Genomic DNA, 13,158 nt, shown 5'->3' with positions numbered 1-13,158 from the left:
TATTCGGTAAGAAAGTAACCACCGCGTGTCGAGTCAGAGTTACCCACAAGATAAACGAAAAAAAGCCGCCCACGGACTCATGAACGGCCTTTTTCGCTGAACATCGTCGGCAAGCCGGTCAGTTCGAACCCGCCACCTTCGGCGTGTCCTCGTAGATCAGCAAGGGCTTGCCGTCCCCATCGATGACGTTCTCGTCGATGATGACCTTGCTGACCCCTTTCATCGTCGGCAGCTCGTACATCACGTCGAGCAACGCCTGTTCGATGATCGAACGCAAACCGCGCGCGCCGGTCTTGCGGCGGATCGCCTTGCGGGCGACCGCCTGCAACGCGCCCGGCCGGATTTCCAGCTCGACGCGCTCCATTGCGAACAGCTTGTGATACTGCTTGACGAGCGCATTCTTCGGCTCGACCAGGATCTTCATCAGCGCGGCTTCGTCGAGCTTGCCGAGCGTCGCAACCACCGGCAGGCGGCCGATCAATTCGGGGATCAGACCGAATTTGATCAGGTCTTCCGGTTCCGTTTCGCGCAGCACTTCGCCCGCGTCGCGCTCCTGCTTGCTCTTGACCGTCGCGCCGAAGCCGATGCCGGTTTTTTCGGTACGATCGGTGATCACCTTTTCCAGACCGTCGAACGCGCCGCCGCAGATGAACAGGATGTTGGTCGTGTCGACCTGGATGAAGTCCTGGTTCGGGTGCTTGCGGCCGCCCTGCGGCGGCACCGACGCCATCGTGCCCTCGACGAGCTTCAAGAGCGCCTGCTGGACGCCCTCGCCCGACACGTCGCGCGTGATCGACGGGTTGTCCGACTTGCGGCTGATCTTGTCGATTTCGTCGATGTAGACGATCCCGCGCTGGGCCTTGTCGACCTCGTAGTTGCAGTTCTGCAACAGCTTCTGGATGATGTTCTCGACGTCCTCGCCGACGTAGCCGGCTTCGGTCAGCGTCGTCGCGTCGGCGATCACGAACGGCACGTTGAGCAACCGCGCGAGCGTCTGTGCGAGCAGCGTCTTGCCGGAGCCCGTCGGGCCGATCAGCAGGATGTTGCTCTTCGACAGCTCGACGTCGTCCTTCTTGTCGAGATGCTTCAGGCGCTTGTAGTGGTTGTACACGGCCACCGCGAGGATCTTCTTCGCGCGCTCCTGGCCGATCACGTACTGATCGAGGATGTCGCGAATTTCCTGCGGGCTCGGCAGATCCGACCGGGACAGGCTGGCCTCGACGCCGGCGGCAGCCGCCTCGTCGCGAATGATTTCGTTGCAGAGATCGATACATTCATCGCAGATGAACACCGACGGGCCCGCGATGAGTTTTTTCACCTCATGCTGGCTTTTCCCGCAAAACGAGCAATACAACAGCTTCTCGCTGTTCGAACCTTTTTTGTCCGCCATGAATGTAGAGCCTCCGGACAGGTAAATGACATGATACGCCGATTGCTCCGGACGCCGCGCCTAGGGCGCGACCGGAGCCGGCTGGATGCGCTTGCCGCAGATGCTCAGGGCACTCGGGACATTGCGGGGGCGCCGCACGAATCGGGGCGGCACCCCGTTTAAGCTCACGGGCGCTTCAACAGCACCTGATCGATCAGCCCGTACGCCTTCGCGTCCTCGCTCGACATGAAGTTATCACGGTCGGTGTCGCGCGCGATGCGCTCGACGTCCTGGCCCGTGTGCTGCGCGAGCAGGTTGTTCAACCGCTCCTTCAGGTAGAGGATTTCGCGCGCCTGGATCTCGATGTCGGACGCCTGGCCGCGCGCGCCGCCCAGCGGCTGGTGAATCATCACGCGCGAATTCGGCAGCGCGAAGCGCTTGCCCTTCGCACCCGACGCGAGCAGGAACGCACCCATGCTGGCCGCGAGGCCCATGCACAGGGTCGACACGTCCGGCTTGATGAACTGCATCGTGTCGTAGATCGCCATCCCGGCCGACACCGAGCCGCCCGGGCTGTTGATGTAGAGGCTGATGTCCTTGTCGGGATTCTCGCTCTCGAGGAACAGCAATTGCGCAACCACGAGGTTGGCGGTCTGGTCGTTCACTTCGCCGACCATGAACACCAGGCGCTCCTTCAGGAGACGCGAATAGATATCGTACGAACGCTCGCCGCGGCCGCTCGTTTCGACGACGATCGGCACCAGCCCCAGCGCTTGCGCCTCGAAACCCTGCGGCGCGTTCGAAGCAAGCATGTCCAGCAATTCAGCGCGAGTGATCATTCAATGAACCTTGTTCGAATGGAAAATTGAACGGAAGGAAGCCGCCCGCTCAATCGCCATATTAATGGCAACCGTGCGCTTGACGTAAAAACGGCGTGCGGGCCGTCGCTCCGACAGCCGGCACGCCGCTAGAGCGACACTTACGCTTGCGCCGATGCGCTCGCGAGTGCCTCGAAGCTCACTTCCTTGTCCGTCACCTTTGCCTTGCCCAGCACGAAGTCGACGACGTTGCTTTCAACGACGAACGCTTCCATCTCGGCGAGGCGCTGCTGGTTGGAATAATACCAGCGGACCACTTCCTTCGGGTCTTCGTAGCTCTTCGCGAACTCGTCGACTTCCGCGCGGATCTGTTCCGGCTTCGCTTCGAGGCCGTTCGCCTTCACGAGTTCTGCCAGCACGAGGCCCAGCTTCACGCGACGCTCGGCCTGCTCGGCGAACATCTCGGCCGGAATCGGCGCGTCCTTCGCGTTCGGCACGCCGCGCTGCGCCAGATCCTGGCGAGCCATTTCGACGAGACGTTGCTGATCCTGCTCGATCAGCGCCTTCGGCACGTCCAGCTCCGAAATCTTCAGCAGCGCGTCCATCACCTGGTTCTTGACGATCGACTGCGTGCGGCGCTTCGCTTCGCGCTCGAGGTTTTCCTTGATCTCGGCGCGCATCTTCGTGAGGTCGCCGTCTTCGATGCCGAGCGACTTCGCGAATTCGGCGTCGATTTCCGGAAGGTGCGGCCACTCGATCTTCTTCATCGTGACCGTGAACTGCGCCGTTTTGCCGGCGACGTCCTTGCCGTGGTAGTCATCCGGGAACTTGAGGTCGAACGTACGCTGTTCGCCGACCTTCAGGCCCAGCGCTGCCGTTTCGAATTCCGGCAGCATGCGGCCTTCGCCGAGCACGAACGGGAAATCTTCGGCCGTGCCGCCCTGGAACGCGACGTCGTCGATCTTGCCGACGAAGTCGACCGTCACGCGGTCGCCGTTCTTCGCCGCGGTGTCCGCGCCGCCGTCGCCATGCTCGCCGGCTTCGCCGCGTGCGTGGTAGTGCACGCGTTGCTTGCGCAGGATGTCCAGCGTGCGGTCGATTTCGGCGTCGCCGATCGACGTCGTCGAGCGCTCGACTTCAGCCGTCGCCAGATCGCCGATCTTCACTTCCGGGTAGACCTCGAACGTCGCGTCGAACGCGTACGCGTCTTCAGCCTGCTCCTGCTTCGGCTCGAAGCTCGGCTGGCCGGCCACACGCAGGTTTTCCGCGCGGCTGATCGTGAAGAATTCCTGGCCGATCTTGTCGCTCAGCACTTCCGCCTCGACCTGGCCCGAGTATTGTTGCGCGACCATCTTCACCGGCACCTTGCCCGGGCGGAAACCCGGCATGCGCACGGTCTTCGCGAGTTTCTGGATACGGGCGTCGATTTCCTTCTGCACGGTGTCTTTCGGCAGGGAAATCGTCACGCGGCGTTCAAGCTTGCCGAGGTTCTCAACAACGTTAGCCATGGCTTCAATCGTCCTAAAATTATTCGAGCGAATCGGGTTTTCCTTGCCGTGCCTGCCTGCGGCGTGGGGTGCATCGCATGCACCCGCCGCGCCGGAGCGCCACGCCATCCCTGCACGCGCCGAATGGCTAGCGCAAGCGGCTCGGAGCACGGCTTTGGCCGGAAGAATCGACTATTCTAGCAAACAATTTTCCTCATACCGCCAGATCGGCGCGACACGTGTGCGTCCCGCCCCATCGACGGCCCGCTGCACGACCATGCACGCGGATCGTCGCTATGCCGAACGGCGTATCCACCCCGGGCCCACCATCCTGTAAGCTCCGATAGCGTGTGAGCCACCTTCGCGGCCCACCCGTTCATTCCTCATACCAAACACGCCTTCCGGAGACACCATGCCGCAACACCCGTCCGCGCCTGTCGTCGTCATCGCGCCCGATTCGTTCAAAGGCTCGCTTTCCGCCGAGCAGGTCGCGAACGCGATCGCCACCGGCATTCGCCGCGCCCGGCCCGACGCGGTCGTGCGCTGCTGCCCGATGGCCGACGGCGGCGAAGGCACGCTCGACGCGATGCTGGCGGGCGGCGGCACGCGGCGCACGCTGCAGGTGGCCGGCGCGTCGCTGGCGGCGCGCGACGCGGCGGTGGGCGTGATCGATGCGCGCACCGCGATCGTCGAGACGGCCGAGATCGTCGGGATTACCGACCCGGTCGGCATGAGCGTGCCGGTCGACGCGCGCAGCACGCGCGGGATGGGCGAGGCGATCCGCGCACTGCTCGACGACGGCGTGCGCCGCTTCTTCGTCGCGCTCGGCGGCAGCAGCACCAACGACGCCGGCGCCGGGCTGCTCGCGGGCCTCGGCCTGCAGTGCTTCGACGCGGGCGGCCAGCCGGTCGAGCCCGTGCCGTCGCGGTTGGCCGACATCGCGCGCATCGACGCGTCGGGGCTCGATCCGCGCCTGAAGGAAACGGAATTCGTCGGCATGTCCGACGTCGACAATCCGCTGACGGGCGCGCATGGCGCCACCGCCGTGTTCGGTCCGCAAAAGGGCGTGACGGCGGCGCAGGTCGCGACCCTCGATACGGCCCTCGCCCACTTCGCCGACCTGCTCGAAGCCGCACTCGACCGCCGCGGCCGCGACCTGCCGGGCGCGGGCGCCGCGGGCGGCCTCGGTTTCGCGCTGCACATGCTCGGTGCACGCTTCGAGGCCGGCGCCGAAGTGGTGGCCCGCCAGGTCGGGCTCGACGCCGCCCTGGCCGGGGCCGACTGGCTGATCACCGGCGAAGGCCGCTCCGACGTGCAGACGCTGCACGGCAAGGCGCCGTTCATCGCGTGCCGGCACGCGCAGGCAGCCGGCGTGAGCGCATCGCTGCTGTCGGGCGCGGTCGACCCGGCCGCGCTGCCGCGCCTGTCCGAGTATTTCTCCGGCTGCTTTTCGCCGGCTCCCGGGCCGATCACGCTCGACGTCGCGATCCGCGACGCGGCCGACCTGCTCGCGAACGAAGCGGAACAGTTGACACGCCTGAAGTACGGTGCACACTGACCGTTGACCCGAGCGCGCGATACAGGAACAATCGGGCCCGCCCTTTTTCTTCAGGATTCGACATGAAAGGCCGCCAAGCCGGGCTCGATCAGTTTCTGACCTATCGCCTCCATGCGCTCACGAAGCGCTCCGACCGCGGGATCGGCGAGGTGTACCGGCACAAGCTCGACATCTCGCTACCCGAGGCGCGCGTGATCGCCGCCGTCGGCGCGTTCGGCCCGTTCTCGATCATGGATCTCGCGCGCCACACCAATCTCGACAAGAGCCAGGCAAGCCGCGCGGCCGAAGCGCTGCTGCGGCAGGGGCTGCTCGAGCGCAGCGCGAGCGAGGAAGACGGTCGGATCGTGCTGATCGCGCTGACCACCGACGGCCGAGCGCTGCATCGCAAGATCATGCCGATCGTGCGCAAGTGGAACGACGGCCTGCTCGCGTGCCTGTCCGACAGCGAACGTCAGACGTTCGAGCGGCTGCTCGACAAGATCGTTGCGCACGCAGTCGAGCGCGACGACTGAGTAACCGGCTTCGAAGTCAAGCGCGATGAAGTGAATCGCCCCAAGGCGTGTCGGCCCCGCCGTCGCCGGTTCGCGAAGCGCAGCAGGCGGCATTAATCAGACGAATCGGACGGGCCGTCCGCGTTGCGTCATGCACGATCCGGGCGGCTTGTCCGGGCGCACCGTCCGGGCGGCCCGTCTTGCACCGCGACGGCATCGCGCGAAGCGCGCGCGGTCGCGTTGCCGGCGTCGCCGACGGCCGCGAGCCCGGCGGCCTCGTGCGCACTACAACCCGCTGTTCATCGCGCGCTGACGCAACAATCCGAGGACCGCGTCGCAGTACGGCGTCGGCACGCCAAGCTTGCGGCCGAGTTCCGGAAACACGCCGAGGATCGGCCCGATCTCGAGCGAGCGCCCCGCCTCGAAATCCTGCAGCATCGACGTCTTGAACGCGCCGAGCTTGCGCGTGACCGCGATCCGCTCGGGGCCGCTCATCCCGGCGGACAAGCCGAGCTTCGCGCCGATCGCAGCCGCTTCCTCCATCATCCGCAGCGCGAGATCCTGCGTGAACGGATCGTCGAGCAACTGCTCGGCCGTCGACCCGGTCAACGCGCTCAGCGGGTTCATGTTCATGTTGCCCCACAGCTTCGTCCAGATCTCGGTCCGGATCGCGGGCGTCGTCTCGACGTCGAAACCGCCGGCCGCGAGCGCCGCGGCGAACCGCGCCGTAGCCCTGTCGAGCCGCGGATCGGGCGTGCCGACGATCAGCCGGTTGCCGCGCCCGCGCCGCACGACGCCCGGCGCGTCGGTACTCGACGACAGATGCACGACGCAGCCGATCGCCTGCGCGGGCGGCAACGCGGCCGATACCGCGCCGGCCGGATCGACCGCATCGAGCGGCACGCCGTCGATCGCCCCTTCGAGCCCGTGCGTGAACCACCACGGCAGCCCGTTCATCGCCGCGACGATCACCGTATCCGATCCGACCAGCGGCGCAATACGCGCGGCCAGCGCCGGCAGCGCCTGTGCCTTCAGCGCGATCACCACGTAGTCCTGCACACCGAGCGCGGCCGCATCGTCGCTTGCGCGCACCGGCACCGACGCGATTGCGCCCGCCTCGTCGATCACGCGCACGCCGTGGGCATTCAGCGCATCGAGCGTCGCGCCGCGTGCGTACGCGCTCACGGTCATGCCGGCTCTCGACAACGCGGCCGCGAGCAATCCGCCGATCGCGCCGACCCCGACCACCGCCGCGCGCACCGACCCTGAATTCGTGTCGTTCATGATGGAATTCCGTCTCCCGGGAGCTGACGAGCATAACGCGCAATGGTTGCGGGCACAACCATTTGCGCGGCATACCGTGCATCGGGCGGCACGCGTTCGTGCACCTCAGCGCGGTATGCCGCCCGCCTCCACCGCTTCGTCGTCGATCGCGCCGCTGGTCGCGCCGAGCACGCCGGCGATCTGGCTCTTGTCGTGCATGCCGAGCTTGCGGTACGCGCAGCGCAGGTAGTGGCGCACGGTCGTCGGCGAGATCGCCATCTGCTGCGCGACTTCCTTGTGCGAACGCCCGGCGCCGTAATAACGGATCGCCGCGAGCTCGCGCGGGCTCAGCCGGTCGAGCAGCGAGCGCGGCCGCGCCTCGATCTGGAACAGCCCCGCGACGGGCACGCACTGGATGCGCAGCGCGTCGCCGACGAACGGCCGGCCCGGCTGGCGCCGCAGATGCGCGACAAGCGGCTCCGGTACGCGCGCACCGGCCCAGGCCGGCCATTCGGTGCGCAGCACGTCGTCGAAATCGTGATCGGCATGGTGCAGCACACCGAAGTTGTCGCACAGCGCACGCGCCGCCGGCACGACCGTGTCGGCGCGCTCGCGTTCGCGCGTGAGCTGCGCGGCACGGTTGATCGTCAATGCGGCCGCGAGATGCGGAATGACCTCCTCGAAACGATGTGCTTCGTCGTCGCTGAACGGCCGGTTCAGGCCCTGCCGGTAGATCGACACGAACGTCGTCAGGCCGAAGCGGCGATCGAGCGTACATACGAACATCAGTTGCGCGAGCCCGTACTTCACGCACCAGTCGCGAAACCGCGCATCGAGCCCCGGCTCGACGACCGACAGCCGCACCGCGCGGCCGTGCGCGCCGTGCAGCGTGCGGCGCGCGAGCGGGTCGCAATCGCGCACGCGCTTCCAGTCGATGAAGAACGCGTGCGGCAACCGGTACAAAAAGCTGTTGTGCATCACCGGGCCGGTCGGCACATGGGTCGCGACGCCCGTCCACGCGGCATCGAACGGAACGAGCGCCTGCAGCAGTGAAAAGAACCGGTATTCGAATTCGCCGATGGCGGACTGCGCGGCCACCGCGTACAGGTCGAGCAGCATCAGGCCGAGTTCGCGCTGCGCTGCGTCGCCACGCGTGACGCCATCGAAATCGGCGCGCCGGGACGGCAGCGGCGGCCACGCGAATTCGTCGAGCGCGATGGCGGCCGGCACGTCGCGCAGCGCGTCGAGGTCCTGCCCGATATCCGTCGTGATCCTCACCTTCCGCTCTCCTGTCCGGTCGGGCCGCCGATGTGCGCAACGATACCGGCCGATTATAGCGAGCGACTTTTTTGGCGGGCCACGGCGCCGAAACGCTCGCCAATCCCATCCATTTGAACGGTACACCGCACGTTGCTGCTGCGCAGCACGGCGCGCGACGGCATCGCGCGGCGTTCGCGCCGCGCACCGCGGGTTTTCCGCACCGTTCATCTGGACGACTGTTCGACGGTTTTCCCGCTGCGGACACTGCGTCGCGACCACACCAACGACGAACCGATGCAGGAAGGCATGGAGAACCCCACGTGACGACACCCCGCTTCATCCGCACGGCCACGGCCGCCGCGGCGCTTGCCGCATGCAGCGGCGCCGCGCACGCGCAGTCCGCCCTCACGCTGTACGGCGCGCTCGACGTCGGCGTGCAATATCTGACGCACGCCGACGGGCACCGTTCGGCCGTGCAGTTGCAGAACTACGGCATCCTGCCTTCGCAGTTCGGGATCAAGGGCCACGAGGATCTCGGCGGCGGCTGGCGGGCGCTGTTCAAGCTCGAACAGGGCTTCAACGTCAACGACGGCACCCCGACCGCGCCCGACTACGCGTTCTTCCGCGGGGCATACGCGGGCATCGCCGGACCGGTCGGCACCGTCACGCTCGGCCGCCAGTTCAGCGTGCTGTTCGACAAGACACTGTTCTACGACCCGCTCTGGTACGGGTCGTACAGCGGCCAGGGTGTGCTCGTGCCGATGAACGCGAACTTCATCGACCACTCGGTCAAATACCAGTCGCCGACGTTCGCCGGCTTCGACGTCGAAGCCCTCGCCGCGACCTCCGGCGTCGCGGGCAATACGCGCGCCGGACGCGTGCTCGAGCTCGGCGGCCAGTATGCGAGCAACGGCCTGTCGGTAAGCGCGGTGCTGCATCAGGCGCACGGCGACGTATCGGCGGCGGCCGACGCGTCCGCGCGGCGTCGCGAACTCGGCACGCTCACCGCACGTTATGCGTTCGCCACGCTGCCGCTCACCGTGTATGCGGGCGTCGAACGCCTGACCGGCGACCTCGACGCGGCCCGCACGATCGTCTGGGGCGGTGCGCGCTACCTGACGTCGAACGGGATCGGCCTGAACGCGGGCGTCTACCACACCGATGCGCGCACGCCGGCGATCGGCCACCCGACGTTGTTCATCGCGAGCACTACGTACGCGCTGTCCAAACGCACCGTCGCATACGTGAACCTCGGCTATGCGCGCAACAGCGGCCAGAGCTCGCAGACCGTCTACGAATACGACCCGACGCCGCTTGCCGGCGCGTCGCAGTTCGGCGCGATGGTCGGTATGTACCACCTGTTCTGATTCCCCCAACGAGATCCTGTCATGAAGACCCTGCCCCCGGATGTCGCCCTCTCGCGCGACGGCCATGCGTCGACGTTCGCGCGCTCGACGCTCGTCGCGCTCGTCGTGTTCGCGGCCATCACGCCGCTGTTGCTGCTCGTGGCGCCCGCCGTCGCCGGTCAGCTCGCCACGCAGCTCGGCTTGTCCGCGTCGCAGATCGGCACCTACTTCTTCGTCGAACTCGGCGCGTTCAGCCTCGCGACCGTGCCGTCGTACCTGTGGCTCGGACGTGTCGACGCGCGTCGCGTCGCGGCGTTCGCCATCGCGCTGTTCGGCGCGGGCAACCTGCTGACTGCGCTGTGGATGCCGGGGTTTGCTGCGCTGCTCGCGCTGCGCGCCGTCACCGCCCTCGGCGGCGGCTCGCTGATGGTGCTCTGCATGACGAGCGCGGCGACGAGCACGAACAGCGACCGCGTGTACGGCCTGTGGGTCGTTGGCCAGTTAATCGCGGGCGCGATCGGCCTGTTCGTGCTGCCGCACGTATTCGCCGCGTTCGGGCTACGCGCGCTGTACGTCGCGCTCGCCGTGCTCGCGCTGCTAGCGGCGCCGCTGTCGCGCGGCTTTCCGACGTCGCTCGGCGCACGGGCGACGTCCGCGTACGCGGCGCGCGGCGACGCGCCGCCGACGCCGCGACGCTTCGTCGTACTCGCCATCGGCGCGGTGCTGACGTTCTATCTCGCGATCGGCAGCGTGTGGACGTTCGCGAGCCGTGCGGCGGCCGAGGCCGGGCTCGATCCGCAGTCGACCGGCAACGTGCTCGCGATCGCGAGCGTGATGGGGATCGCCGGCGCGGCGCTCGCGTCGTGCGCGGGCGGCCGGCTCGCGCGGCGCGCGATGCTGGCGACCGGCTATGCGCTGCTCGCGGCGTCGCTCGTCGCGCTCGCTGCGATGCGTGACACCGGCGGCTACGGCGCGGCGATCTTCGCGTTCAAGTTCGCGTGGACCTTCGTGCTGCCGTTCATTCTCGCGACGGTCGCGCAGATCGACACGTCGGGCCGCCTCGTCGCGACACTCAATTTCGTGATCGGCGCGGGGCTCGCCGCCGGCCCGCTGCTGGCCGGCCTGATGCTCGACGCCGGCGGCACGATGCGCGCGCTGTTCGCGGCCGCGACGGCCGTCGCGATCGTGTCGTTCACCGCGCTGCGCCACATCGATCGCCGCGCGCGCCCCTCCGCTTCCTCCCAACCGTGACAGGTCACGCATCCATGAATCGCACTGCCTTCTTCACCGACGAACGCACTTTCTGGCATACGGGCGGCACGCACGCGCTGTTCTTTCCGGTCGGCGGCTGGGTCCAGCCACCGTCGAGCGCGGGCTACGCGGAATCGCCCGATTCGAAGCGCCGCTTCCTGTCGCTCGTGCAGGCGTCGGGCCTGGCCGCGCAGCTCGACCTGCGCGGCGCCGAGCCCGCGACCACCGTCGACCTGCTGCGCATTCATCCGGCACACTATCTCGACGCATTCCGCGCGCTGAGCGACGCGAACGGCGGCGACCTCGGCGATCTCGCGCCATTCGGCAAGGGCAGCTACGAGATCGCCGCGCTGTCGGCCGGTCTCGCGATCGCGGCAGTCGATGCGGTCGTCGGCGAGCACGCGGCGAATGCGTTCTCGCTGTCGCGGCCGCCCGGCCATCATTGCCTGCGCGACCGTCCGATGGGCTTCTGCATGCTCGCGAACATCCCGATCGCGATCGAGGCTGCCCGTGCGAAGCACGGCATCGAGCGCGTCGCGGTGATCGACTGGGACGTGCATCACGGCAACGGCACACAGTCGATCTACTACGACGATCCGGATACGCTGACGATCTCGCTGCACCAGGACCGCTGCTTCCCGCCCGGCTATAGCGGCGCGGGCGATCGCGGCGAAGGCGCGGGCGTCGGCGCGAACCTGAACGTGCCGCTGCTCGCGGGCAGCGGCGACGATGCCTACCGGTATGCATTCGAGCGAATCGTGCTGCCGGCGCTGGCGCGTTTCCGCCCCGAGCTGATCGTCATCGCGAGCGGCCTCGATGCGAGCGCGGTCGATCCGCTCGCGCGCATGCAGTTGCATACCGACAGTTACCGGTTCATGACCCGCGCGGTGAAAGACGCCGCGCAACGCTATTGCGGCGGGCGGCTCGTGATCGTTCACGAAGGCGGCTATTCGGAGGCGTACGTCCCGTTCTGCGGGCTGGCGATCGTCGAGGAACTGGCCGGCGTGCGCACCGAGGTCGCCGATCCGATGCTCGACCTGGCGATCGCGCAGCAGCCGGGCGAGCGGTTCGTCGCGTTCCAGCGCGAACTGCTCGACGAACTGGCCGTGTCGTTCGGGTTGTAACGCGCGCCGACGAACGATACCGGGCCGGCATGCGCCGGCCCTTGCGCGATCGGTACGGATGGGGTTTCCTGTGGCTTTACCCCTGTTCCGGCCCGGAGGCCGCACTCTTCCGATGAAATCGTCCCCGCGCGATAACAACGACACCACCAAAACGCGCCGCCAGCCATCGAAGCTGGCCCTGAACATCGCCGCCGTGACGGTCGGCCTCATCACGTTCGCGATCGGCGCGGCGTGGGTGATCTATAGCTGGATCGTCGATCGCGAAGCGCAGTATTTCGCGATTCCGCTGGTGTTCTCGGTGCCGGTGATCGTGGCCGTCGCGATCCGCAGCTTCTGGGAATAGGCGCGCCGGAAACGACGAAGCGCCGCGGTCACGCGACGCGCGGCGCCTCGTATCGTGCGCGTTTCAACTGAAGCGGTGCGCTCCGCGATCCGCTTGCCAGCGAGTCACAGGCCGGGACGCGGACACGGATTGGGGGCTGCGCCCTGATATCCGCCGGCGACGGCGCCCAGCGCGGCGGCGGCCAGGGACGTGCCGAGCGCTTTCAACACCCCCTCCGTCGACAACGGCTCGCCGCTCGACATCACACGCCCCGAATACGCGGAGCATGCGGACGACGATGCAACCGTCTTCACGGGCCTGGCACTCCACGCGATATTGTCGGCAGGCGTGTTGGCGAAGGCCGGCGCGGCCAGCATCAATGCCAGAACGGAAATCGGGATACGGACGGTGTGTTTCATCGGCGGGCCCCTCGGTGCGTTGTACTTCTTGTGCGAAAAGTGCGCACGATATTACACGCGACCGGTTTTTCGAGCGAGGTCCGATGCCGGGCGGCGAAATCGGCGTCAATAAAAAAGCGCTGCGGTCAGTCGACCGGCAGCGCTTTTTCGCGAACGGCCCCTGCCGGGGGCACGTTCGACTTCTGGTGCGTGAGGCCGGACTCGAACCGGCACACCCTTGCGGGCGTCAGGACCTAAACCTGGTGCGTCTACCAATTTCGCCACTCACGCGCATTTCCGTCGCCTGACCGCGCCGGGACGCAAGATGCATGCTCCACGCGCCCGGGACCGCTCGGGACACTTCAGCCGGCCCGAAAACCGGCACGCCCGATCAGGCGAGCGCGAGATTCTACCCGATCCGTGCGGCGTTGTCTCGCCCCGCCGGCACCTGTCGCGCCGCGGTGCTAGAAT

General features: G+C 67.3%; 13 protein-coding genes and 1 tRNA gene. 7 read left to right on the top strand and 7 right to left on the bottom strand.

Annotated features, from left to right (window positions below; genetic code table 11):
* Positions 1-118 precede the first annotated feature (118 nt).
* The 3 genes from clpX to tig form a co-directional block, all read right to left on the bottom strand.
* Entirely contained in the window at positions 119-1,390 is a 1,272-nt protein-coding gene (clpX, locus tag WS89_RS09600; protein WP_006489345.1) for an ATP-dependent Clp protease ATP-binding subunit ClpX, read from the bottom strand.
* A 164-nt stretch (positions 1,391-1,554) separates the two neighbouring features.
* Positions 1,555-2,208 carry an ATP-dependent Clp endopeptidase proteolytic subunit ClpP gene (clpP, locus tag WS89_RS09595; protein ID WP_006496351.1) on the bottom strand — a complete coding sequence of 218 codons (654 nt, stop codon included), beginning with the start codon at positions 2,206-2,208 and terminating at the stop codon, positions 1,555-1,557.
* A gap of 140 nt (positions 2,209-2,348) precedes the next feature.
* A complete protein-coding gene (gene tig, locus WS89_RS09590; RefSeq protein ID WP_059790645.1) occupies positions 2,349-3,695 on the bottom strand; it encodes a trigger factor in 1,347 nt (448 codons plus the stop codon).
* Positions 3,696-4,086: 391 nt separating this feature from the next.
* Here tig and WS89_RS09585 point away from each other — a divergent pair, with 391 nt between their 5' ends.
* Together WS89_RS09585 and WS89_RS09580 are read left to right on the top strand one after the other, a co-directional pair.
* Positions 4,087-5,232 carry a glycerate kinase gene (locus tag WS89_RS09585; protein WP_059790643.1) on the top strand — a complete coding sequence of 382 codons (1,146 nt, stop codon included), beginning with the start codon at positions 4,087-4,089 and terminating at the stop codon, positions 5,230-5,232.
* Between the two features lie 62 nt (positions 5,233-5,294).
* Complete coding sequence (locus WS89_RS09580; protein WP_059506008.1) at positions 5,295-5,744, top strand: MarR family winged helix-turn-helix transcriptional regulator; 450 nt, start codon at positions 5,295-5,297, stop codon at positions 5,742-5,744.
* 264 nt (positions 5,745-6,008) lie between these two features.
* Here the strand turns inward: WS89_RS09580 and WS89_RS09575 are convergent, their stop codons facing one another.
* Both WS89_RS09575 and WS89_RS09570 read right to left on the bottom strand, forming a co-directional pair.
* Positions 6,009-7,007 (bottom strand): 2-dehydropantoate 2-reductase, encoded by a 999-nt coding sequence (locus WS89_RS09575; RefSeq protein WP_059790641.1) that lies wholly within the window; start codon positions 7,005-7,007, stop codon positions 6,009-6,011.
* A 105-nt stretch (positions 7,008-7,112) separates the two neighbouring features.
* Positions 7,113-8,264 carry a helix-turn-helix transcriptional regulator gene (locus tag WS89_RS09570; RefSeq protein ID WP_059790639.1) on the bottom strand — a complete coding sequence of 384 codons (1,152 nt, stop codon included), beginning with the start codon at positions 8,262-8,264 and terminating at the stop codon, positions 7,113-7,115.
* Positions 8,265-8,396: 132 nt separating this feature from the next.
* Here WS89_RS09570 and WS89_RS34195 point away from each other — a divergent pair, with 132 nt between their 5' ends.
* The 5 genes from WS89_RS34195 to WS89_RS09550 all read left to right on the top strand — a co-directional run bounded on the left by WS89_RS34195 (position 8,397) and on the right by WS89_RS09550 (position 12,310).
* Positions 8,397-8,570 carry a hypothetical protein gene (locus WS89_RS34195; protein WP_179949340.1) on the top strand — a complete coding sequence of 58 codons (174 nt, stop codon included), beginning with the start codon at positions 8,397-8,399 and terminating at the stop codon, positions 8,568-8,570.
* Positions 8,567-9,613, top strand: a complete 1,047-nt coding sequence (locus tag WS89_RS09565; protein WP_059790637.1) for a porin — start codon at positions 8,567-8,569, stop codon at positions 9,611-9,613. Before WS89_RS34195 ends, WS89_RS09565 begins: the two co-directional genes overlap by 4 nt.
* Before the next feature lie 21 nt (positions 9,614-9,634).
* The gene (locus WS89_RS09560; protein WP_059790635.1) at positions 9,635-10,843 is read left to right on the top strand and encodes an MFS transporter; all 1,209 of its coding nucleotides are present in this window, start codon (positions 9,635-9,637) and stop codon (positions 10,841-10,843) included.
* Between the two features lie 14 nt (positions 10,844-10,857).
* The gene (locus WS89_RS09555) at positions 10,858-11,967 is read left to right on the top strand and encodes a class II histone deacetylase (RefSeq protein WP_059506000.1); all 1,110 of its coding nucleotides are present in this window, start codon (positions 10,858-10,860) and stop codon (positions 11,965-11,967) included.
* Between the two features lie 112 nt (positions 11,968-12,079).
* Positions 12,080-12,310: a hypothetical protein gene (locus WS89_RS09550; protein WP_059505998.1), complete on the top strand. Its 231-nt coding sequence runs from the start codon at positions 12,080-12,082 to the stop codon at positions 12,308-12,310.
* Between the two features lie 104 nt (positions 12,311-12,414).
* Here WS89_RS09550 and WS89_RS09545 read toward each other — a convergent pair whose 3' ends face one another.
* Entirely contained in the window at positions 12,415-12,708 is a 294-nt protein-coding gene (locus WS89_RS09545; protein WP_059505996.1) for a hypothetical protein, read from the bottom strand.
* Positions 12,709-12,891: 183 nt separating this feature from the next.
* A tRNA-Leu gene (locus WS89_RS09540) sits at positions 12,892-12,978 on the bottom strand.
* Between the last annotated feature and the right edge of the window lie 180 nt (positions 12,979-13,158).

Source organism: Burkholderia sp. MSMB1072 (assembly GCF_001524725.1).
Taxonomy (GTDB): Bacteria; Pseudomonadota; Gammaproteobacteria; order Burkholderiales; family Burkholderiaceae; genus Burkholderia.
This window is presented reverse-complemented; position numbering and strand designations above follow the sequence as displayed.